This is a genomic window from Syntrophomonas wolfei subsp. methylbutyratica, from assembly GCF_001570625.1.
Classification (GTDB): Bacteria; Bacillota; Syntrophomonadia; order Syntrophomonadales; family Syntrophomonadaceae; genus Syntrophomonas; species Syntrophomonas methylbutyratica.
This window is the reverse complement of record NZ_BBQT01000012.1, coordinates 16,026-35,803: the sequence shown is the minus strand read 5'-3', so window position 1 is coordinate 35,803 and position 19,778 is coordinate 16,026. Positions and strand designations below refer to the sequence as shown.

19 protein-coding genes, 1 tRNA gene and 1 other annotated feature are annotated in these 19,778 nt (G+C 47.3%); of the genes, 5 read left to right on the top strand and 15 right to left on the bottom strand.

Annotated elements, in window-relative coordinates; translation table 11 throughout:
- The first annotated feature begins 191 nt into the window (after positions 1-191).
- The 3 genes from AWB54_RS09635 to AWB54_RS09625 all read left to right on the top strand — a co-directional run bounded on the left by AWB54_RS09635 (position 192) and on the right by AWB54_RS09625 (position 3,426).
- Positions 192-267: transfer RNA gene (locus AWB54_RS09635), tRNA-Ala, on the top strand.
- 101 nt (positions 268-368) lie between these two features.
- Positions 369-2,846: a leucine--tRNA ligase gene (leuS, locus tag AWB54_RS09630; protein ID WP_061214396.1), complete on the top strand. Its 2,478-nt coding sequence runs from the start codon at positions 369-371 to the stop codon at positions 2,844-2,846.
- A 34-nt stretch (positions 2,847-2,880) separates the two neighbouring features.
- Entirely contained in the window at positions 2,881-3,426 is a 546-nt protein-coding gene (locus AWB54_RS09625) for a methylated-DNA--[protein]-cysteine S-methyltransferase (RefSeq protein WP_061214395.1), read from the top strand.
- Positions 3,427-3,508: 82 nt separating this feature from the next.
- Here the strand turns inward: AWB54_RS09625 and AWB54_RS09620 are convergent, their stop codons facing one another.
- From AWB54_RS09620 to nadD, 4 genes are all read right to left on the bottom strand, one after another.
- Entirely contained in the window at positions 3,509-4,093 is a 585-nt protein-coding gene (locus AWB54_RS09620; protein WP_061214394.1) for a Uma2 family endonuclease, read from the bottom strand.
- A 496-nt stretch (positions 4,094-4,589) separates the two neighbouring features.
- Positions 4,590-4,946 (bottom strand): ribosome silencing factor, encoded by a 357-nt coding sequence (gene rsfS, locus AWB54_RS09615; protein WP_061214393.1) that lies wholly within the window; start codon positions 4,944-4,946, stop codon positions 4,590-4,592.
- A gap of 139 nt (positions 4,947-5,085) precedes the next feature.
- A complete protein-coding gene (gene yqeK, locus AWB54_RS09610; protein ID WP_061214392.1) occupies positions 5,086-5,658 on the bottom strand; it encodes a bis(5'-nucleosyl)-tetraphosphatase (symmetrical) YqeK in 573 nt (190 codons plus the stop codon).
- A complete protein-coding gene (gene nadD, locus AWB54_RS09605; RefSeq protein ID WP_061214391.1) occupies positions 5,645-6,310 on the bottom strand; it encodes a nicotinate-nucleotide adenylyltransferase in 666 nt (221 codons plus the stop codon). Before nadD ends, yqeK begins: the two co-directional genes overlap by 14 nt.
- Positions 6,311-6,463: 153 nt before the next feature.
- Here nadD and AWB54_RS09600 point away from each other — a divergent pair, with 153 nt between their 5' ends.
- Both AWB54_RS09600 and cysK read left to right on the top strand, forming a co-directional pair.
- The gene (locus AWB54_RS09600; protein ID WP_061214390.1) at positions 6,464-7,084 is read left to right on the top strand and encodes a hypothetical protein; all 621 of its coding nucleotides are present in this window, start codon (positions 6,464-6,466) and stop codon (positions 7,082-7,084) included.
- Between the two features lie 75 nt (positions 7,085-7,159).
- On the top strand, positions 7,160-8,191 hold the full coding sequence (gene cysK / locus AWB54_RS09595; protein WP_061214389.1) for a cysteine synthase A: 1,032 nt from the start codon (positions 7,160-7,162) through the stop codon (positions 8,189-8,191).
- Positions 8,192-8,332: 141 nt separating this feature from the next.
- On the opposite strand, the gene AWB54_RS09590 is transcribed toward cysK, so the two are convergent.
- From AWB54_RS09590 to AWB54_RS09540, 11 genes are all read right to left on the bottom strand, one after another.
- Positions 8,333-9,583 (bottom strand): YqaA family protein, encoded by a 1,251-nt coding sequence (locus AWB54_RS09590; RefSeq protein ID WP_061214388.1) that lies wholly within the window; start codon positions 9,581-9,583, stop codon positions 8,333-8,335.
- Between the two features lie 25 nt (positions 9,584-9,608).
- On the bottom strand, positions 9,609-10,868 hold the full coding sequence (locus tag AWB54_RS09585; RefSeq protein WP_061214387.1) for a glutamate-5-semialdehyde dehydrogenase: 1,260 nt from the start codon (positions 10,866-10,868) through the stop codon (positions 9,609-9,611).
- A gap of 153 nt (positions 10,869-11,021) precedes the next feature.
- The gene (gene proB / locus AWB54_RS09580; RefSeq protein WP_061214386.1) at positions 11,022-12,149 is read right to left on the bottom strand and encodes a glutamate 5-kinase; all 1,128 of its coding nucleotides are present in this window, start codon (positions 12,147-12,149) and stop codon (positions 11,022-11,024) included.
- A 197-nt stretch (positions 12,150-12,346) separates the two neighbouring features.
- Positions 12,347-13,606 carry a GTPase ObgE gene (obgE, locus tag AWB54_RS09575; protein WP_061214385.1) on the bottom strand — a complete coding sequence of 420 codons (1,260 nt, stop codon included), beginning with the start codon at positions 13,604-13,606 and terminating at the stop codon, positions 12,347-12,349.
- Positions 13,607-13,610: 4 nt separating this feature from the next.
- Positions 13,611-14,063 (bottom strand): Spo0B domain-containing protein, encoded by a 453-nt coding sequence (locus tag AWB54_RS09570; RefSeq protein WP_061214384.1) that lies wholly within the window; start codon positions 14,061-14,063, stop codon positions 13,611-13,613.
- A 489-nt stretch (positions 14,064-14,552) separates the two neighbouring features.
- Positions 14,553-14,846 (bottom strand): 50S ribosomal protein L27, encoded by a 294-nt coding sequence (rpmA, locus tag AWB54_RS09565; RefSeq protein ID WP_061214383.1) that lies wholly within the window; start codon positions 14,844-14,846, stop codon positions 14,553-14,555.
- A 2-nt stretch (positions 14,847-14,848) separates the two neighbouring features.
- Positions 14,849-15,178: a ribosomal-processing cysteine protease Prp gene (locus AWB54_RS09560; protein ID WP_061214382.1), complete on the bottom strand. Its 330-nt coding sequence runs from the start codon at positions 15,176-15,178 to the stop codon at positions 14,849-14,851.
- On the bottom strand, positions 15,178-15,492 hold the full coding sequence (gene rplU / locus AWB54_RS09555) for a 50S ribosomal protein L21 (RefSeq protein WP_061214381.1): 315 nt from the start codon (positions 15,490-15,492) through the stop codon (positions 15,178-15,180). The genes AWB54_RS09560 and rplU overlap by 1 nt, the downstream gene beginning before the upstream one ends.
- Positions 15,493-15,505: 13 nt before the next feature.
- Positions 15,506-15,582, bottom strand: a sequence feature (ribosomal protein L21 leader region).
- A gap of 53 nt (positions 15,583-15,635) precedes the next feature.
- Positions 15,636-17,066 carry an Rne/Rng family ribonuclease gene (locus tag AWB54_RS09550; RefSeq protein ID WP_061214380.1) on the bottom strand — a complete coding sequence of 477 codons (1,431 nt, stop codon included), beginning with the start codon at positions 17,064-17,066 and terminating at the stop codon, positions 15,636-15,638.
- A 43-nt stretch (positions 17,067-17,109) separates the two neighbouring features.
- Positions 17,110-17,847 (bottom strand): TIGR03936 family radical SAM-associated protein, encoded by a 738-nt coding sequence (locus tag AWB54_RS09545; protein ID WP_061214379.1) that lies wholly within the window; start codon positions 17,845-17,847, stop codon positions 17,110-17,112.
- On the bottom strand, positions 17,825-19,717 hold the full coding sequence (locus AWB54_RS09540) for a TIGR03960 family B12-binding radical SAM protein (RefSeq protein ID WP_061214443.1): 1,893 nt from the start codon (positions 19,715-19,717) through the stop codon (positions 17,825-17,827). The genes AWB54_RS09545 and AWB54_RS09540 overlap by 23 nt, the downstream gene beginning before the upstream one ends.
- Positions 19,718-19,778: the final 61 nt, after the last annotated feature.

Below are 19,778 nucleotides of genomic sequence, written 5' to 3'. Positions count from 1 at the left end.
AGGATTATCATATAATTGCTAATGTCAAATTCATATATAGAAGCAAGGAACCGGAGTAGTAGACTGGCATCAGGCAGAGAGTCGCGGGAAGCTGCGAAGCGACAAAGCTGGTTGAACTCGCCGGGGAGCTTTGCAGGTGACATTAGCCTGCAACGGAGATTCCGTTATGATTTGTCAAGTGGACAGTATGTGGGGCTATGGCGCAGTTGGGAGCGCGCTTGAATGGCATTCAAGAGGTCGTGGGTTCGAATCCCACTAGCTCCACCATTATTATCTGTCAATAAGGGTGGTACCGCGGGTAATCATCGCTCTCGTCCCTGTTCGGATGAGAGCTTTTATTTTTTCTGATAAAATTTTAGGAGGAAGCTATGCTGGATAGAAAGTATGATTTCAAGTCCATTGAAGCTAAATGGCAGGCTTACTGGGAGAAAAACCAGGTCTTTAAAGTAGAAGAAGACCCCGAAAAGCCCAAGTATTATAATCTGGAGATGTTTCCCTATCCTTCCGGACACCTGCATATGGGCCATGTGCGCAATTATGCCATCGGTGATGTGGTGGCGCGTTTCAAAAGCATGAACGGATTTAATGTCCTTCATCCCATGGGCTGGGATGCTTTTGGCCTTCCCGCTGAAAATGCGGCCATTAAAAATGCTATTCACCCTGCTACCTGGACCTACTCTAATATCGAAAACATGAGAAGTCAGCTCAAGACCATGGGGATCAGCTATGATTGGGATCGGGAGTTAGCAACCTGCAAGCCGAATTATTACAAATTTACCCAGTGGATGTTTTTAAAGCTCTACGAAAACAAGCTGGCCTATAAAAAGAAATCCGCCGTAAACTGGTGCCCTTCCTGCCAGACGGTTCTGGCCAATGAACAGGTGGTTGATGGGGCTTGCGAACGCTGTGAAGCTGTTATTGAAAAAAAGCAACTGGAACAGTGGTTTTTCAAAATAACTGATTATGCCCAAAGGCTTTTGGATGATTTGGTCCTGCTGCCGGGCTGGCCGGAAAAAGTTAAAACCATGCAAAAAAACTGGATCGGCCGCAGCGAAGGCTGTGAGTTTTCCCTGCACATTGAAGACAGTGATGAAGTCCTCACTGTTTTCACCACGCGCCCGGATACGGTTTTTGGTGTCACCTACATGGTTCTGGCCCCGGAACACCCCCTGGTGGAAAAAATCTGCCGCCCGGAGCAGGAAACAGAAGTCAAGGCTTTTGTCAATAAAATGAAATACCTTAATGAAATGGCCCGCACTTCTACTGAGGCGGAAAAGGAAGGCGTTTTCACCGGAGCCTATGCCATCAACCCGATGGATGGGTCACGAATTCCCATCTGGTTAGCCAATTATGTTTTGATGGACTATGGCACCGGGGCTATCATGGCCGTTCCTGCCCATGACCAGAGGGATTTTGAGTTTGCCCGCAAATATGATATTCCGATTAAAGTGGTAATAAAAGGCGAGGATATACCTCTGGACGGAAATCTCCTGCAAGAATCCTACCCCGGTGACGGCCATATGGTAAATTCCGGAGAATTTGACGGTTTAATTGTGGAGGAAGGCCAAAAAGCAGTAATCAAATTCATGGAAGAGAAGGGAATCGGCCGTGGAACGATCAATTACCGCTTGCGCGACTGGTTGATTTCACGGCAACGCTACTGGGGAGCCCCCATTCCTATTGTTTATTGCCCTGAATGCGGCCCGGTTGCAGTTCCCGAAGAAGAGCTGCCTGTATACCTGCCCGAGGATATAGAATTCAAGCCCTACGGGGAGTCACCATTGAATTTTGTTGAGAGTTTTTATAAGGCCACTTGCCCTTCCTGCGGAAAAGAAGCCCGGCGGGAAACTGATACCATGGATACCTTTGTCTGTTCCTCCTGGTACTTTGACCGTTTTTGCAGTCCTCATGAGAGCAAGCAGCCTTTTAGCCGGGAAGCCGTGGATTACTGGATGCCGGTTGACCAGTATATAGGAGGTGTGGAACATGCTATTTTACATCTCATGTACGCCCGTTTTTTCACTAAATTCCTTTTTGATATTAATGTTCTATCCTGCCAGGAACCCTTTACCCGCCTTCTCACCCAGGGTATGGTTTTAAAGGATAATGCCAAGATGTCCAAGTCCAAAGGAAATGTGGTTAGTCCGGAAGAGATAATCGACAGCTATGGAGCTGACACTGCACGGCTCTTCATTCTTTTCGCTTCTCCTCCCGAGAGAGACCTGGAATGGAGCGAGCAAGGTGTGGAAGGTGCTTTTCGCTTCCTGAACCGGGTCTGGCGCCTGGTATCGGAATTAGCGGAGGGAATAAAAGATTTGCCCGCAGCCGGGCATTTTCCAGAGCTGGACAATGATGCCAAGAATTTGCGCTTCAAAACTCACGCAACTATAAAGAAGGTTACTGATGATATTGGAGAACGCTTCAATTTCAATACTGCTATCAGTGCTATTATGGAGTTGTCGAACACCCTGGGAGCCTACAAGGGAGTCAAAAAACCTGACTGGCCGGTAGTAAAAGAAGCGGTGGATAATCTGCTGACTCTTTTAAGCCCGTTTTCCCCCCATATCTGTGAAGAGCTGTGGCAGTTAACCGGCCACGCAGAGAGTATTTACCTGCAGAAATGGCCGAAATATGATCCTGAAGCACTGCTTCAGGAAGAAATTGAAATCGTCCTGCAGATTAGCGGTAAAGTACGAGACCGGATAATGGTGCCGGTCGATGTCGGCCGGGAGGAATTGGAGAAAATAGCCCTGGATAATCCTAAGATTAGGGAATTGACCAGGGATAAAGAGATAGTAAAGCTTATCGTGGTTCCTGGAAAGCTGGTCAATGTTGTGGCAAAATAATAGCAGGCATTAGGCAAGAAATGGGGTGGGTATAATGAAATGGCTGGTTTTTGATACCTCCTGGGGATGGGCGGCTGTTTTAAGCGACAATAGGCTGATAAAGCGAACTATACTGCCATTTGCTGTTGGTTTAAACGAATTCAAGACCGGTTTGGAAAGCAGCGGAATTGAAAGCCGCCTGTTTGGAGAAAACGATGTTACCCTGCCGCTGATAAATAATATCCGCCGCTATTTTCAAGGGCAGTTGATAGACAACTGGGAGGCACAATGGGACATCAACTCCTTGCCCGCTTTTACCCAAAAGGTACTGCAACATATTTCGCAAATTCCCTACGGAGTAACCAAAACTTATGGGGAAGTGGCGCGAGAATTGGGAAAGCCCCGTGCCGCCCGGGCAGTAGGCCGGGCTTTGAGCCTGAATCCCCTCCCGCTGCTTATACCCTGCCACCGGGTGCTGGCCCAAAACGGCGGCCTGGGCGGATTTACGGCTCCGGGTGGAGTGGAAACAAAAAAAGCCCTCCTGGCTCTGGAAAATGAAGTTATAAGCTGCCACAATAGCGACCGCAGGGTGCATCAGTAGTACCCGCGACCTTATTAGTGACACCCGCAGGGCGGAACACCAGAAGTACCCGCAGGGTGCAACCTTAACTGCTTTATAAGTCTTATTTTATCTGAAAAACCTCCTCCAGTTTGACTTCCAGGCCGGGGAAGAGGGGGCTGGTTAGAACCTGGTTGGCAGCATACTCGCCGGTTTTTTGATATTTGCCCTCATCATCCAGGCTATAAACCACTATTACATTTAGACCGGGAAAAACCACCCAATATTCGGGAATAGCACTCTTTTCATAAAGGTTGAATTTCTCGTTAAGTTCCTTCTTGGCGGTGGAAGGGGAAATGATCTCGATAACCACGGTGGGGGTACCTTTGCAGCCCCTTTCATCCAATTTATCCAAGTCGCGGATTATGCTGAGGTCAGGTTGTACGACATTTGTTATATCTTCGTCCTTCTCATCCCCTTGCGGCAGGCGCACATCAAAGGGAGCAGCAAAGACCCGGCAGCTTCTATCCTGGAAAAATGAGCGAAGCTGAAAGAACAACTCGCCGGAGATTTCCTGGTGTTTCCCGGAAGGCACTGGACTCATATCATAGGGTACGCCGCCAATAATTTCCCACCTTTCCTCATCCGGCCATTGCAGGTAGTCGCCGTAAGTATATTCTCGGTCTGGTTTTGGGGCGGACATGGACATGAATGATTCCTCCTTCCGGGCAACGACCGAATCCATTCCAATCTTTGCAATCTTTGTAATTATTATTGACTCTACTGCAAAAACCCCTTTTGTAGCATGAGGGTTGCATAAATATACAAAGCGAGCGTTGGCGAAGCATGGATGCAACACCCGGCGAAGGCGAGCAGGCGAAAGGGGGCGAGCGACAGGACGTCGCGAGAGCGCTACTGACCAGGATGGGAGATTAGCGCGGCACCCCTTGAGCCACGAGACAAGCCGCAGGTGTTGCCCATGCGAAGACTGCGAGCGGTATATTTATGCAAGCTAATGCATATTTATAACTTTTTGCAGTGACATCATTATTATACATGATTAAATTGAACCGAGGCAAGTCGGGGACGGTGATACGATATGATACTAACCCCCCATGGCCGCAAACTAAAGGGGACAGCATTTTGGAAGGCTCTAGAGGCTTCCTCCAAAGTACTGTCCCCTTAAATTTTCCGCGTACCAGCATTTAAGCATAACTCTCGTTTACATCGACCTCTTTGGCATCCCCCCAGAGATTCTCCAGATCATAATACTCCCTCTCCTCCGGTTGAAAAACATGCAGAATAGTCGAACTGTAGTCCATCACCGCCCAGTTGCCTTGCTCCACACCTTCTACGCGGGAGGGCAATATATTAAATTCCTTCAGTCTTTCTTGTACCATTTCTACAATATTTTGTACCTGCACCCGGCTCCGGGCTGTGGCAATTACAAAATAATCGGTAATTATGGTAAGCTCATTCACATCCAAAATGACCACATCAACTGCCTTTTCATCCAAACAAGCCGCGGCAACTGCTTGGGCTAATTCCTCTTCGTTCAGCAAAAACAACCCTCCTAATTTAAGTAAAATACAATTCAGGCCAATAAAACACTAACAGCATATATCTGATACTCCATACTCCATACCCTGGTGAACCCAGACATCGATGAGGTTAATAAGGAATAGAGCATAAGGTGTATAATTAACTCCGTATTCTTAAAAAATGATTCCTGGCCTCAATAGTACGGGGGTGTAAAATCCGCCCCCGATCCAGGCAATATTTTATTGTTGATTCTAGCCCAAATAACATAGCTTCGTCAAGGTCACGGAAGCTAAGGCATTTTAGCCTCTCCAGGCCAGGAAAGTCCCGCCCTGGTTCAATCATATCAGCCAGATAGATAATCTTGTCCAACTCACTCATCTTTGTAGAACCTAGAGTATGCCGGCTGATGGCCGTTAGGACCTCCTCATCTTCAATACCCAAATCCCTTTTTATCATAAAAGCCCCTACCGGTGCATGCAGAAGATCCGGAACTTCGCGGTCAACTTCATCCTCAATCAAATTATTCTCCTCCGCCAGCCGCAAGAGTTCCTGCCCCGATAAGCCCTTGGCATAGTCATGCAATAAGGCCGTCAGATATACCTGTTCCAATTCCAGTTCATACTGTCCAGCCATCTGTACGGCAGTTTCCGCTACCTGCAGCGAATGCTGCAAGCGATTGGGTGATAGCCTGCGCTTTATAATATCCATAAGCTGCTGCCTATCCCTCAGCATATTTATCCCCCCGGTATAATCCCTGCTCAAAAATGTATTCCTCCACCTCAGGCGGCAACAGATATTTTATAGGTTTCCCGGCAGCTGCCCGTTGCCGAATATCACTGGAGGAAATATCGAGCCCGGGAATCTCCATCTGCAGCATCCTATCCCAAATTATATCCGGGAGCCTGCCCAGAGCCGCTTCACTTCGCTCAATCTTATATCCGGGACGGGTGACCACTATGAAACGACAGAGCTCCGCCAACCGCTCCGGTTCTTTCCAGCTATGCATAATAAACAGCGAGTCAGCCCCTACAATAAAGAAGAATTCCACCTCGGGGAATTTTGCCTGAAAATAAGCCAGGGTATCAACCGTATAGGAAAGCCCTTCTCTCTCCATCTCTACCGGGGATACTTCCAAATGGGGATTAGACTTTACCGCCAATTCCGCCATCCGATAACGATGCATAGCAGGCAGAACCTGTCCCAGTTCCTTGTGTGGGGGACTGGCCGCCGGTATTAGCAGAACTTTGTCCAATTTAAAATTGTGACAGGCATATTCAGCAGCAATAAGGTGCCCATAATGAATAGGATCAAAAGTACCTCCCAGTATTCCCCAGGGTTTAATTTTCTCCACTTTTACCACCTGCCCAATCTTGTCCCAATTCATAATAACCGTGCCCTTTAGAAAATGCAAATCCTTGCAATAATATTACAATAATAACTTAAGTGCCTGACATGGTAATATATCTTTCCCTGGAGCGGCAAAAACTTTATAATAGAAATGATTGTGTTTGCAAACGGATAGATGGAGAGGGAAAGCATGCTTAAAAAATTGGAACTAACTTTTCACAACCAGGGCCTGCGCAGTTATATAGAACTGGATCTCTGTACCGAGTGCCCGCGCCAGGATGACAAAGGCTGTTGCGGCTACTATTCTCCAGTATTTTATCCCTGTGATTTCGCTTATCTTCTCCAATATAAACCCGAGGTTTTGGATTATATATTCAGTCTGGATAATCTCACCATACTTGACGCTTCGGTAACCGTTAATAGCCGCCCGGAAGGACAGAGCTATCGCTGCAGCTTTCACTCCAATACTGGTGGTTGCTTACTACCCCAGGCTTTGCGGGAATCGGTCTGCCGTCATTTCGTTTGCCCGGGCGTAGCCTGGGAAAAGGAGGATAAGCTGGCTCATTGGAAAGACTTCTTTACTGCACTGGCCGATTATGAGATAGAATTGAACAACCGAATAGCCGGCATTCTAAAAGAAAAAGGGCTGAGCTTGAGGGAGGAAAAAAGGAGAGAGGAGTTTCTGGCCGAGCTATTGATTCTTTTTGAACAGGAAACCGCAATTACAGCTCCTTTCCTGGCTGAATGTCCTCCATTGGAGAAGTTTTCCCTGTTTCGGGAACTCCAGTATGGAACTGACTGGCCACTCTAAGCTATAATAATCACAGGAAATAATATTAATTCTACAGAATAATTATCAGGAAAAATAAACAGGGGAGGAAGTTTAATGGAATGGGATGCAAACAATAAGATATTTGACAATGTATTGGAAGTTATCGGCAGAACACCCATGATAAGATTAAATAAAATAGGGAAGGGCTTAAAACCTGATATCTGTGCCAAGCTGGAATATGTGAATCCCAGCGGCAGCCTTAAGGACAGAGTGGTGCATAAGATTGTGGAAGAAGCAGAAAAGCGGGGAGATTTGAAGCCCGGTATGATTCTCCTGGAAGGCACCACCGGCAATACAGGAATTGCCGCTGCCATGGTAGGGGCCGCCAAAGGCTACCGGGTAATAATAGTAATGCCCGAAGGAATGAGCGAAGAAAGGAAGAAGACTATTGCTGCCTACGGTGCTGAACTGCTACTGACCCCGGGGGCCGAAACCGATGTTGACCTGGTACTGGAAGAAGTAAAACGCATAAAGCAGGAATATGGCGAGCAGATTTTTGAAGTAGGACAATTCTACCGCGAGGATAATCTTTTGGCCCACATAGACAATACCGCACCGGAAATTTGGGAGCAGACAGCCGGAGAAATGGATGTTTTTATCATGTGCCAGGGAACCGGTGGTACTGTAACCGGGACCGCCAAATACCTGAAAGAGAAGAACCCCGCCATCAAAGTGTATGTATCCGAGCCGGAAGACTCTCCTATTCTGGCCTGCGGGCGTATCGGGCAGCATAAGATTCAGGGCATAGCTGACGGCTTGATCCCTGAAATTCTCGACCTGCAGTATATAGATGGCATCATACTGGTCAGCTCCGATGAGGCTCTGGAAACCGCCCGGCAGATGGCCCGAAAAGAAGGGATTTTCTGTGGTTCTTCTTCCGGTATTAATGTGGCTGCTGCCATAAAAGCAGCCCAAAAATATCCGGAAAAGAAATGCATAGTTACTATAATCAATGACAACGGCCTGCGTTACCTCTCAACCGAGCTATGCGGCACCATGCCTGAGCGACAGCTTTTAGACCGGGAATACCGGCTGAGCCAGGAGGACCTGGATAAGCTCGCCCGCTATAACTTTGAGATTATTTAAACCTGACTCTACTGCAAAACTCCCTTTTGATGCAAAAGGGTTGCATAAAATACAAACATAACTATTAATTTTTTGCAGTGACATCAAACTTCATCTACGGCCGGGGGCATCCGATAAAAGGACCTTCCCCGGCTAGATGTCCTAATTTTCCCGCAAAGAGTGGCGGTAGAGGAAGATTATCCAGACTACCACCGACCACAATCCGGCTATGGCCAGGGTTACCACCACTTCTGAGGGTCTAAAGCCAGCCGATACCCGGCTGACCCCCAGCAATAACAAAACGAGGAGCCCACTCAAAAATTTCACCAACTTTTCCTTCCGCCACAGGGTTTTTCTGCTAGCCGACAGCCAAATAATATAGCAAGCCCAGAGGGTGTTTATCAGGACCCGGGTGGGGTGGGTAAAAAGATGGGAACTGAAGGGATTAAGACTGTAGTTTTCCATTATTATGCGATAAAATCCCCAGAGTACCGTACTGGAACCCATCAGAGACAAGAATAGGAAAGCCACACTTTCCCACTTTTCCCGCCGCAAAAAGAGATAGCTGCTAATAAGTATCAGAAGAAACAATACCCAGCCATTGAAAAGCCAATCCACCGTTTTCCAGGCCGGTCCGATTACCGGTGCAAATAATTGATTAAGAACCTGGTCGGTATTGAACAAACGATTGTTCAAAATATCTTTAATGGAACCCGCCAGAAAAAAGCTTAGAAAAGCCCCGCTCCCCAATGCCACCAGCCATTCCCCCAGTAATTGCAACCTGGGCCCCAGTATCCTCCCTTTGCTTATACGGGTCAGCCCGGCTTTATCCCTTAAACCCAGCAGGAAGTTGCTTACACTTTGCCGTTTAAAGAAAAGCATGAGCAGAATAATTATCCCAGATATAACTATAGTGCTAAGCCAGCCTGAATTCTGGGATATGAAAACTAATGCCTGCTCACCCACGCTCATTATAAGAATCGCTTCTGCAAAGAAGCGCAGCCCGCGGCCTAGCAGTGTTGCGGTTAAGAAGCCGGGCAAAGACAAGCGAAATATCCCTGATGATATGGTGAAAAGCTTGTAAGGAAGAGGAGCCAATCCCGCGATACATACCGCCCAGGCCCCGTACTTTTGATAGGTCTTTTCGATCAGGGCTATTTTCTCTCCCGAGGCCAGGCGGCGCAAGAGGGGTTGCCCCACAACATTACCCAGCACATAGCCAAAATAGGCGCCCGTAGCTGAACCCACAGTAGCCAGAAGGGCATAGAAAGCAGCCTGCTCCGGATTCGCCAGGCAAAGCGGTATTAAAATAAAATCAGGGAAAACCGGGAAAAAAGATGATTCGGCAAAAGCCAGAATCAGCAAGCCCCAGACACCATAGGCCTGTAAAACAGGCAATAAATGTTCTAGCATTTTGCTCTCGTACAATCCTTATAAATTAGCGAATTTGTCCGTCCCCATAAATAATGAACTTGGTGGTAGTCAATTCCTGCAAACCCATAGGTCCCCGGGCATGCAGCTTCTGGGTGCTTATCCCCATCTCGGCTCCAAAACCGAAAACATTACCATCAGTAAAGCGAGTGGAAGCATTGGCATAGACAGCTGCCGCATCAACGGCAGACATGAAGCGCCGGACACTGCTGTATTCCTCACTTATTATAGCCTCACTGTGACCGGTTCCATGACAGTTAATATGCTCTATCGCTTCTTCCACGCTATCCAGCACCTTTACCGCCAGGATTAAATCCAGGTATTCCTCATCCCAGTCTTCTTCCCGGGCGGGGAGGATATCCGGCACTATCTCCCGGGTTCTTTCACAACCCCTAATTTCTACCCCGGCACCCTTCAGCTCGGCAATCATGGCCGGGAGGAATTCTCCGGCAATTTTCTCATTGACCAGCAAGGTTTCAGCGGCATTGCATACCGAGGGTCTTTGCACTTTGGCATTAAAGACAATTTTTTGCGCCTTGCTCAAATCCGCCAGAGCATCCACATAAACATGGCAATTACCCATTCCGGTCATAATTACCGGAACACTGGCATGCTCCAGCACCGCTTGTTTCAAGCCCTTCCCTCCTCGAGGAATCAGAACATCCAGGTATTCATTCATTTTCATCATATAGACAGCCGCCTGCCGGTCCTCGCTGTCGACCAGCTGCACGGCACCCTCGGGAATCCCGCAATCTTTAGCTGACTGTGCAATAATCCGGGCAATTATCCGGTTGGAATTTAAGGCTTCTTCACCTCCGCGCAGGAGTATAGCATTGCCTGCTTTGAGGCAGAGTCCTGCGGCATCGGCTGTTACATTGGGCCGGGATTCATAAATGATGCCTATAACTCCAATAGGGGTTCTAATCCTTCCCACTTCCAGACCATTGGGCCTTCTCCACATCCCCAGAACCTCCCCCACCGGGTCCGGAAGAGCGGCAATTTCACGCAGTCCCTGGGCCATATCCTTTATCCGGCTCTCATTTAAGGCCAGGCGCTCCAGCAGAGCGGAAGTCAAACCTTGTTTTTCCCCTAACTCCAGATCAATGGCATTGGCGGCGACTATTCCCGCCCCCTGTGCTTCCAGAGCGTCCGCCGTTTTCAGCAGGGCTTCGTTCTTTAGGGTGGTAGAGGCTGTAGCCAGGAAGCGTGAAGCCGCTTTGGCTTTCTTACCCTGCTCCATTAGTTTTTCTTCCAAGCTTTTATCCATTTCTCATCTCTCCTTTACCTCGGGAATACAGTGGTTTAATCCTCTTGCTTTCCCTATAGCGACTTCTATTAAAAAAACTCTTGATGTTCATTAAGGATTGCATAAATATACAAAGTGAGCGTTGGCGAGCGGTATTTTATACAAGCAAAATATTTATCCCCTTACCCAGAGATTGTTGCGATGAATTACCTCATCATAATCCTTCTCTCCCAGTATAGCTTCTATCTCACCGCTTCTTTTACCTGCTATCAAGGCGATTTCCCGGGCGGCGTAATTAACCAAGCCCCGGGCAATTTCCCGTCCATCAGGCTCTATCACAGCCACCACCGTTCCCCGGTCAAAGTCCCCCTCAACCCCGGTTACCCCGGAAGGCAGCAGGCTTTTTCCCCGGTTGAGCAGGGCCTGACGGGCTCCGGCATCAACCAAAAGCTTGCCCTGGCAAACGGTACCGAAGGCTATCCACTTTTCCCGGGCATGCATTTTTTCCTCACGGGGAATAAAAAGGGTACCCAGTTCTTCTCCGCCCACCACGCGGCGGATTACATTGTCTTCATCGCTATTGGCAATTACCATGGGTACACCGGCAGCCATACAAACCTGGGCCGCCTTCAACTTGGTAATCATTCCCCCGCTGGAAAAACTACTACCGCGACTGGCGGATTTCTCTTCCATATCCCGGGTAATCTCACTTACCTGGTGTTGCAAGACCGCCTCCTTATTCGTTCTGGGGTCGCAGTCATAAAGACCATCGACATCAGAGAGAATAAGCAAGAGATCAGCATTCACTATCCCGGCTACCAGGGCCGAAAGGGTGTCATTATCACCGAACTTGATCTCATCGACTACCACGGTATCGTTCTCATTTATGATGGGAATAACATCCATGGCCAGGATGGCCAACAAAGCATTGGTGGCATTTAGGTAGCGCATGCGGTCATCCAGATCATCCCGGGTTAACAAAACCTGGGCCACCGTTTTGCCATATTCGCCAAAAAACTTTTCATAGAGATGCAGCAGGGCTCCCTGGCCTACCGCTGCCAAAGCTTGTTTCTCCGGCATAGTCTTGGGAACTTTTTTATAGCCCATCCGGTTGGCGCCTACACCAATGGCTCCCGAAGTGACCAGCAATACTTCCATATCCCGGTTATGTAAATCAGCCATTTCCCTTACCAGATGTTCTATACGCAGCAGGTTAAGCTGTCCATTGTTATAGGTTAAGGTGCTGGTTCCCACCTTGATTACTACCCGGCGACATTTATTAAATTTATCACGCCAGCCCATGTCCTATCACCCTGTTTCAAATTATTCCGTTATTGGTAAGAAAGTGAGGAGTAAGGGGTGAGGGGTTAATTTATTTCCTACTACATCTTGCTATTCAAGCACCTACTAACTCACTTTTCATCGGTGGTTCTGGTCTCCGGCCATGGAGGGTTCTACTGTTGGTTTGGGGGGTGTCAAGGGGACGGTCCTTTTGACACCTATTCCGTAAATTCGAACTCAAAATCCTTTATTCTAACGCTATCCCCTTCTTTGATTCCTTGCTCTTTTAAAGCTTCTTCCAGGCCCATCTTGATTACAGTTCTTTGAAAGCGCTGCAGGCCTTCGTCACTATTGAAGTTAGTCATGACTACCAGTTTCTCGATGCGCGGGCCACTAACCTCAAAAACTCCCTCCACTTTATCAATTTGAAAGGGCAGCTCTTCTTCAAAACGCCTTACTACCGGCTCTTCACCACGGGGAATATCCTGGGGAGCAGCTTGTAAAAGCGCATAGGTTTTTTCCATTAATTCCTCTACCCCCTGCCCAGTCACGGCGGATATACAGTAGACCGTCTTCCCCAGCTCACTCTCCAGTCTCCGGGCATTACCCCGGGCATCCGGAATATCCATTTTATTTGCGACAATGAGCTGTGGTCGTTTTAGCAAATCCGGATTATGCAGCTCGAGTTCCCGGTAGAGAATCCGGTAATCCTCCACTACATCCCTTCCCTCCGTCTGGGCTGCATCCAGAATAAACAGGATTACCCGCGTACGCTCAATATGCCGGAGAAATTCATGTCCCAATCCCAACCCCTGATGAGCGCCCTCAATTAAACCAGGAATATCAGCCAGAACGAAAGTATCCCGCTCCCTGGTCATGACCACCCCCAGGTTGGGCACCAGAGTGGTAAAAGGATAATCGGCAATTTTGGGCCGGGCCGCCGAAACTCGCGATATCAAAGTAGATTTTCCCGCATTGGGGAAACCAACCAATCCTACATCAGCCAGCAATTTCAATTCCAGGCGAATCCATTTCTCTTCTCCCGGTTCACCATTTTCCGAGAAGGACGGCGCTTTATTTATGGCCGAACTAAAACGAGCATTGCCTCGTCCTCCTCTCCCCCCGCGAGCCACTACCGCCTCTTGCCCATGAAGCAGCAGATCAGCCAAAACCTCTCCGCTTTCATCATCTTTTATTACCGTTCCTACCGGGACTTTTACCCGTAAGTCATGGCCCCAGGCACCATGCATATTCTTGCCCTGTCCGTGTACTCCGCGCTCCGCTTTAAAATGCCGGCGATATTTAAAATCCATCAGGGTTTTTAGTCCTTCATCAGCCATCAATATTACATTGGCTCCCCGCCCCCCGTCACCACCAGACGGACCACCCATGGGAACATACTTTTCGCGGCGGAAAGCCACAATCCCGTTTCCCCCATCTCCACCCTTAACAAATATCCGAGCCTGATCAACAAACATGGTTTCACTCCTTGATACTTATCCTCACCAGGCTTTGCGCTAGCATAGTACAGGAGAAAAGCATCGTTATTTCTTCTTCGTTATTATGTACGGAAAGATAGACCACTGGTTCCTCTTCCCTTCCCTTTAGCTGGTCGGATAATTCATTCAATACCTCATCCAATTTATGGTTAAGTTTGGCTAGGTCCAGTGAATTGACTTCCAAGTCCTTGTACCTTAATATTATCCCCAGCTCACGAGCTGTTAATGTTTTTTCAAAAAAATACAGCGCCTCTTTAGCTGAGAGGCCCGCCTCAAATATCTTTTTCTCTTCAGCCATATCCTTAACTATTTCAGCAATATATTCTTTTACCTGCTGGCATCTCCCCAGCTCCAGGTATCCGCTTACAACCTGCAGGTGGTTGGCAAAATCATGCCTGACCCTTCTTAATATCTCCATACTATGTTTGGCTTCCAAAATAACTCTCCTTTTTACTGTAACTCAATACAACATTGACTCCACTGTAAAGACAGCTTTTGTGGCATGAAGTTGATTCTACTGCAAAAAGTTATTAATATTCATTGGCTTGTATAAATATACCGCTCCAGCGTCCTTAATAGCGACCGCAGGGAGCATCAGTTGTACCCGACAGGGCGCTTCGCATGGGCAACACCTGCGGCTTGTCTCGCGGCTCAAGGGGTACCGCGCTAATCTCCCGTCCATGGGAGGCAACCTTAATAGTGACATCCGCAGGATGGAACATCAGGAGTACCCGCAGGGTGCTGCATCCATGCTTCGCCAACGCTCGCTTTGTATATTTATGCAACCCTTATGCAACAAAAGGGGTTTTTGCAGTAGCGTCAAAGTTGCATATATACAAACAAAAATATTTCCCTCCCAACTACCTAATAATAACAAAAACCCCTGAAAAACTCCAGGGGTCCTGTTATCAGTTCAGATGGGGAATTACATGATCATGGTTTCCAGCGGATATACACTAACTTGTTTTTTGTCCCGACCTTTTCTCTCAAATTTTACTCTACCGTCAATTACCGCAAAAAGGGTATCATCTCCACCAATCATTACATTCTGACCAGGATGAATCTTGGTGCCTCTCTGTCGAACCAGAATGTTACCGGCAGTAACTATCTGACCGTCATACCTTTTAACTCCCAGCCTCTTGGACTGGCTATCTCTACCGTTTTTGGAACTACCAACACCTTTTTTGTGAGCAAATAACTGCAAATCAAAAGTGAACATTCTTAACACCTCCTGATATTAACTCTAATTCTGCCGGGATATGCTTCTTGCATGGAAAGCAATCCTGCTTCCATGGTAGATAGAATTATCTGGGCCTTTTCCAGCTCTTCTTCATTCAAAGAGGGCGGAAGTTCACATTCCAGGAAGCCTTTTTCCATCTTATACTTGGGCTCAACCGTCAGCTGTTTGATTAGACCAAGCAAGGCGGTCTGGGCTACCGCTGATACGCCGGCACAGTATATATCCTCACCTTCAGGGGCAAATCCCGCATGTCCCTCTATTTTGAATGATATTATTTTATTATTCTTGTAATTAATGGTTAGCGCAAGCATTAAGCCTCTATTTTTTCCACTTTAATTTTGGTATACGGTTGACGATGCCCCTGTTTCTTGCGATAGTTCTTTCTGCGTTTATACTTGAAAACCGTAATTTTCTTGTGTTTTCCCTGTTCCATTACTTCGGCAATCACCCGTACGCCAGCTACCAGCGGATTCCCAATCTTTACATTGCCATTACCATCATTTAAAAAAAGAACTTGATCCAGAGTAAGTTTTTCACCGGCCGCAATATCCAGTTTTTCAACTTTTATTACGCTTCCTTCCGCTACTTTATACTGTTTCCCACCACTTTCAATAATTGCATACAATTCAATACACCTCCATATTCCTCAGACTCGCCAATTGCAGGTAGGCGATAGGGCCTTTTAAAAACCCGAACTGTGCGGTTACAAAAACATGAAACCCAGATAAAAACTTAACATAAATAGCGAAGCTAGTCAAGATATTGCTGCTATTCGCTGCCGGCGAATATTTTGTATTCTCCCGGGGCCAAATCCGGGTCGGATAATAGCAATACGCTCTTGCCACTCCGACTTTCGATGTATCCTATATCTTTTTCGTCATCTTTTAATATCTTTAATAGACGCGGCTCTGCTTTACATATTATCTGGCTATTCTCCAGGTATCCCATATGGGCCATTTTCCTCTTGGCTTCACTGGCCAGGGCCTGCAGGTTAATAATATGTCCCCGGCCACTGCAATTGCTACACTCATCAGTGAAAAACTCCACTACCCCATAACGAGATTTCTTGCGGGTCATTTCCAGGAAACCCAAACCAGTTATGCCGATAATACGAGTATTAGCCTTGTCCTTTTCCAATTCCGTCTTTAAAACTCTTACTAACTCATCCTGGTTAGATTTTTCTTTCATATCAATAAAGTCAATGAGAATTATGCCCCCCAGGCTGCGCAACCTGAGCTGCCGCGGTATTTCTATGGCTGCTTCCATATTTATCTTGAAAACCGTTTCTTCAAAATTATCTTTGCCGGTAAATTTGCCACTGTTTACATCTATTACGATCATGGCTTCGGTACGATCAAAAATCAGGTAGCCTCCGTTTTTTAACCATATTTTCCGGCGCAGCGATCTTTTAATGTCCTTCTCCAGGTTGTTCTTTTCGAAAAGAGCTCCCTCTTCATAATCAACCGTCAAACGATTAAAAATCTTCTTACCGCTGATATATTCCAGAATCTTGTCCTTAAGTCTCTGGTTATTTATCACTATCCGGCTCAAATTACCATCCAGATAATCCCGCATGGTTCTTTCCAAAACATCCATATCTTCATAAATGAGACTGGGAGCTTTCCGGTTTTGATATCGTTGCTTTATTTCTTCCCAGGTCTTGAGCAGCCTGTTTAATTCCTGGATTATCTCCTGATCTTCAGCTTCCAGGCACGCAGTTCTCACAATGATGCCGCCATTTTCCGGCTTGCTTTCCTCCAGCAGGGAACGCAGGTGCTTCCTCCGCTCATCACCGGTGATTTTGCGTGAAATAGATACTTCATTCTGAAAAGGTAGAAGAACCAGCAAGCGCCCGGGAATACTGAGATCCCCTGTTACCCGAGCTCCTTTTTCGGAAAAAGCTTCCTTTTTCACTTGTACCATAATGTCCTGACCGCTCTTTAAGAGTTCATATACATTAAGCCCTTTCTTTTTCCCTACCCTGACAACATCTCCAGCGTATAAGAAAGCGTTCCTCGCCAATCCGATGTCAATAAAAACACAGGACAGGCCAGGCAATATATCTTTAATCTTACCTTTGTATATCTTGCCTACATTCTCACCTTGGTCAGCCCAAAACACTTCAGCCAGGCGACCATCCTCAACTATCGCCACCCGTGATTCCCAGGGGTATACTTCGGCAATTATTTCTTTTATCAATTCAACTCACCTTTTTTATTTATTGACCCTCATGCCCCCAACCTTAATAGTGACAACGCAAGGTGGAACACCAGGAGTGCCCGCAGGGTGAAGTGTGCTTGTCTAACAGCACTTCCAGTGGGGAGAGATAGGAAGAACCCTCCCGAATATAATTCCCACTGCGGAAAACCTCGGCTATACTTTTTTGCGTAAAGCCAGTTTGCAGCAACAACTCACCGAGTTCGTCATAGCGCACATTTACTGGTTCACCTACAGCAACCCATATCTCTACCCGGCCAAAGTTCAAAGATTGCTCAACCTCTATTCTATAAATACCAGTACGCAGTTCTTTGTCAAGACCTTTTTTTTTGCCCCGGCTTCTGACCGTTAAAGATGGCCGGGCCAGCAGTTCCTCTTTCCATTTATCCAAAGAGGGAAATGGAGGTTCGAGCAAAAATACATAGGAAGCGGCATTTATGATTTTCATCAGGGAGGGAGCGCCGTCAGCTATCTCCTGGCATTCCTCTAATTGCAGGCAGGAGGGCAGAGCCGCCGAGAGTTTTTGCCTGAAATCTATAGTATCCATCCTCTGGCTTAGTTCCAGGTCAAAATATTCGTTCTCCCCCCACAAGCCCACCGGCAGTACCGTACCCATGGACAACTTGATGTGGGGATTAAAGCCCTCGCTAAGAGCGTAAGGAATAACGGCTCGGCGCAGGCTTCTTTCCATCAAGTGCATCATATCCAGATTACCCAGAAATTTTAATTCCGGCCCTACCCTATATCTGCTTCTCAATCGCATCAACATTTCCACCCTTAATATTCAAACTTACTTCCATCGCCGGACAAATTCCACAATCACTACAGCCTTCCTGCCGGCAATCGGCTGTAGTCAAGCCTTCCTCGGCCTTCTGGTCTTCTTCCTGCAAAAAGTCTTTGCTTACCCCAATATCAATGAAATCCCAGGGAAAATCCTCTTCATAGGGGCGCTGCCGCCCGGTATAGAACTCCGGATCCACAGCACATTCCCGGAAAGCATCCTGCCAGCAGTCAAAATTAAAATATTCGGACCAGGCGTCAAACTTGCAGCCCTTTTGCCAGGCCAGATAAATCACTGGCGCTAATCTCCTATCCCCCCGGGCTATGGCCCCTTCCAAATAACTGGTCCGGCTGTCATGAAAACTCAGCTTAATTCGCTTCCTTCTTCTCCGTGACAAAAACTGCTGTTTACTATCCAGCTCCGCCATAGTGTTCTGCGGCCGCCATTGAAACGGAGTATGGGCCTTGGGCACAAAAGAAGCCAGGCTGGCCCGGATCTCCACCGGGCGGCGGGAATACTTGTCCCCAATGTATTTAACCTTTTGCAGTATTTCTATAATTCCCTCCAGGTCCTCTTCCCTTTCCCCGGGAAGTCCTATCATAAAATACAATTTAAGCGAAAGCCAGCCGGATTTGAAAGCGGCTTCCACTGCCTCCAGCAACTGTTCTTCGCTGACATTCTTATTAATTATATCCCTTAAGCGTTGGGTTCCAGCTTCCGGAGCCAGGGTCAAGGTGGTTTTCCTGACCTTCTGCACTTCATTGGCCAGGTCAATGGAAAAGGCATCTACCCGCAGAGATGGTAAAGATACCCCAATACCCTTTTCCCCATAGTTTCCCACCAAAGCCTTTAACAAGGGGTCTATTCCCGAATAATCCAGGCTGCTCAAAGAAGCCAGGGATATCTCCTCATAGCCGGTATTTTGCAACTGACGCCGGGCCTGATTCTCCAGTATTTCCAGGCTCCTTTCCCGTACCGGCCGGTAGACTATTCCCGCGTGACAGAAGCGGCATCCCCGCTGGCAGCCCCTCATTACCTCCAAAACGGCACGGTCATGGGTTATCTCCATATAAGGTACCAATGGCTTATCAGGATAATAAGCCTGATCCAGATCTTTAACCACCCTTTTGCGAACCCGGGCCGGCACTCCCGGAAACATGGGTGCAAAGGACTTTAATGTCCCGTCTTCCCGGTATTCTACGCTATATAGGGCCGGAGCATAGACACCTTCGATAGCTGCCAGCCTTTTAAGTTTTTCTAATCTCTCCAATCCCCGGCTGGCTTCCACTTGGTCCAGGAACTCCAGTAAAACCTCTTCCCCATCACCGATAATAAAGATATCGAAAAATTCGGCAAAGGGTTCCGGATTAAAAACCACTGGCCCCCCGGCAATAACCAGGGGATGCGCTTCATCTCTTTCTCTGGACCATAATGGTATTCCGGCCAAATCCAGCATGTTTAAAACATTGGTAATGGATAATTCATATTGTAAAGAAAAACCTAAGACCTCAAAATCCAGCACGGGACGAAAAGACTCCAACGAAAATAGTGGTATCTGTTCCTCCCGCATTATCGCTTCCATATCCGGCCAGGGGGCGAAAACCCTTTCCAAAAGATGCCGGCTTTTCTCATTAACCAGCCCATAAAGTATCTTCCCCCCGACATGGGACATCCCCACTTCATAGACATCGGGAAAAGCAAAAACCATCTTTACTCCCGCCTGCTCCCAGTCTTTCTTTATCATATTTAGTTCACTGCCCGTGTAACGCGCTGGTTTCGCTACTCGGGGTAGAATATCGCGAAAAAGCCGGTCTTTCAAAAATACTATTCCTCCATTGATATTACTTTGCATATTATATATATTACCATAAAACAAAATCTTTACGCACCCAAAGACCGCTGAAAACCTTGCT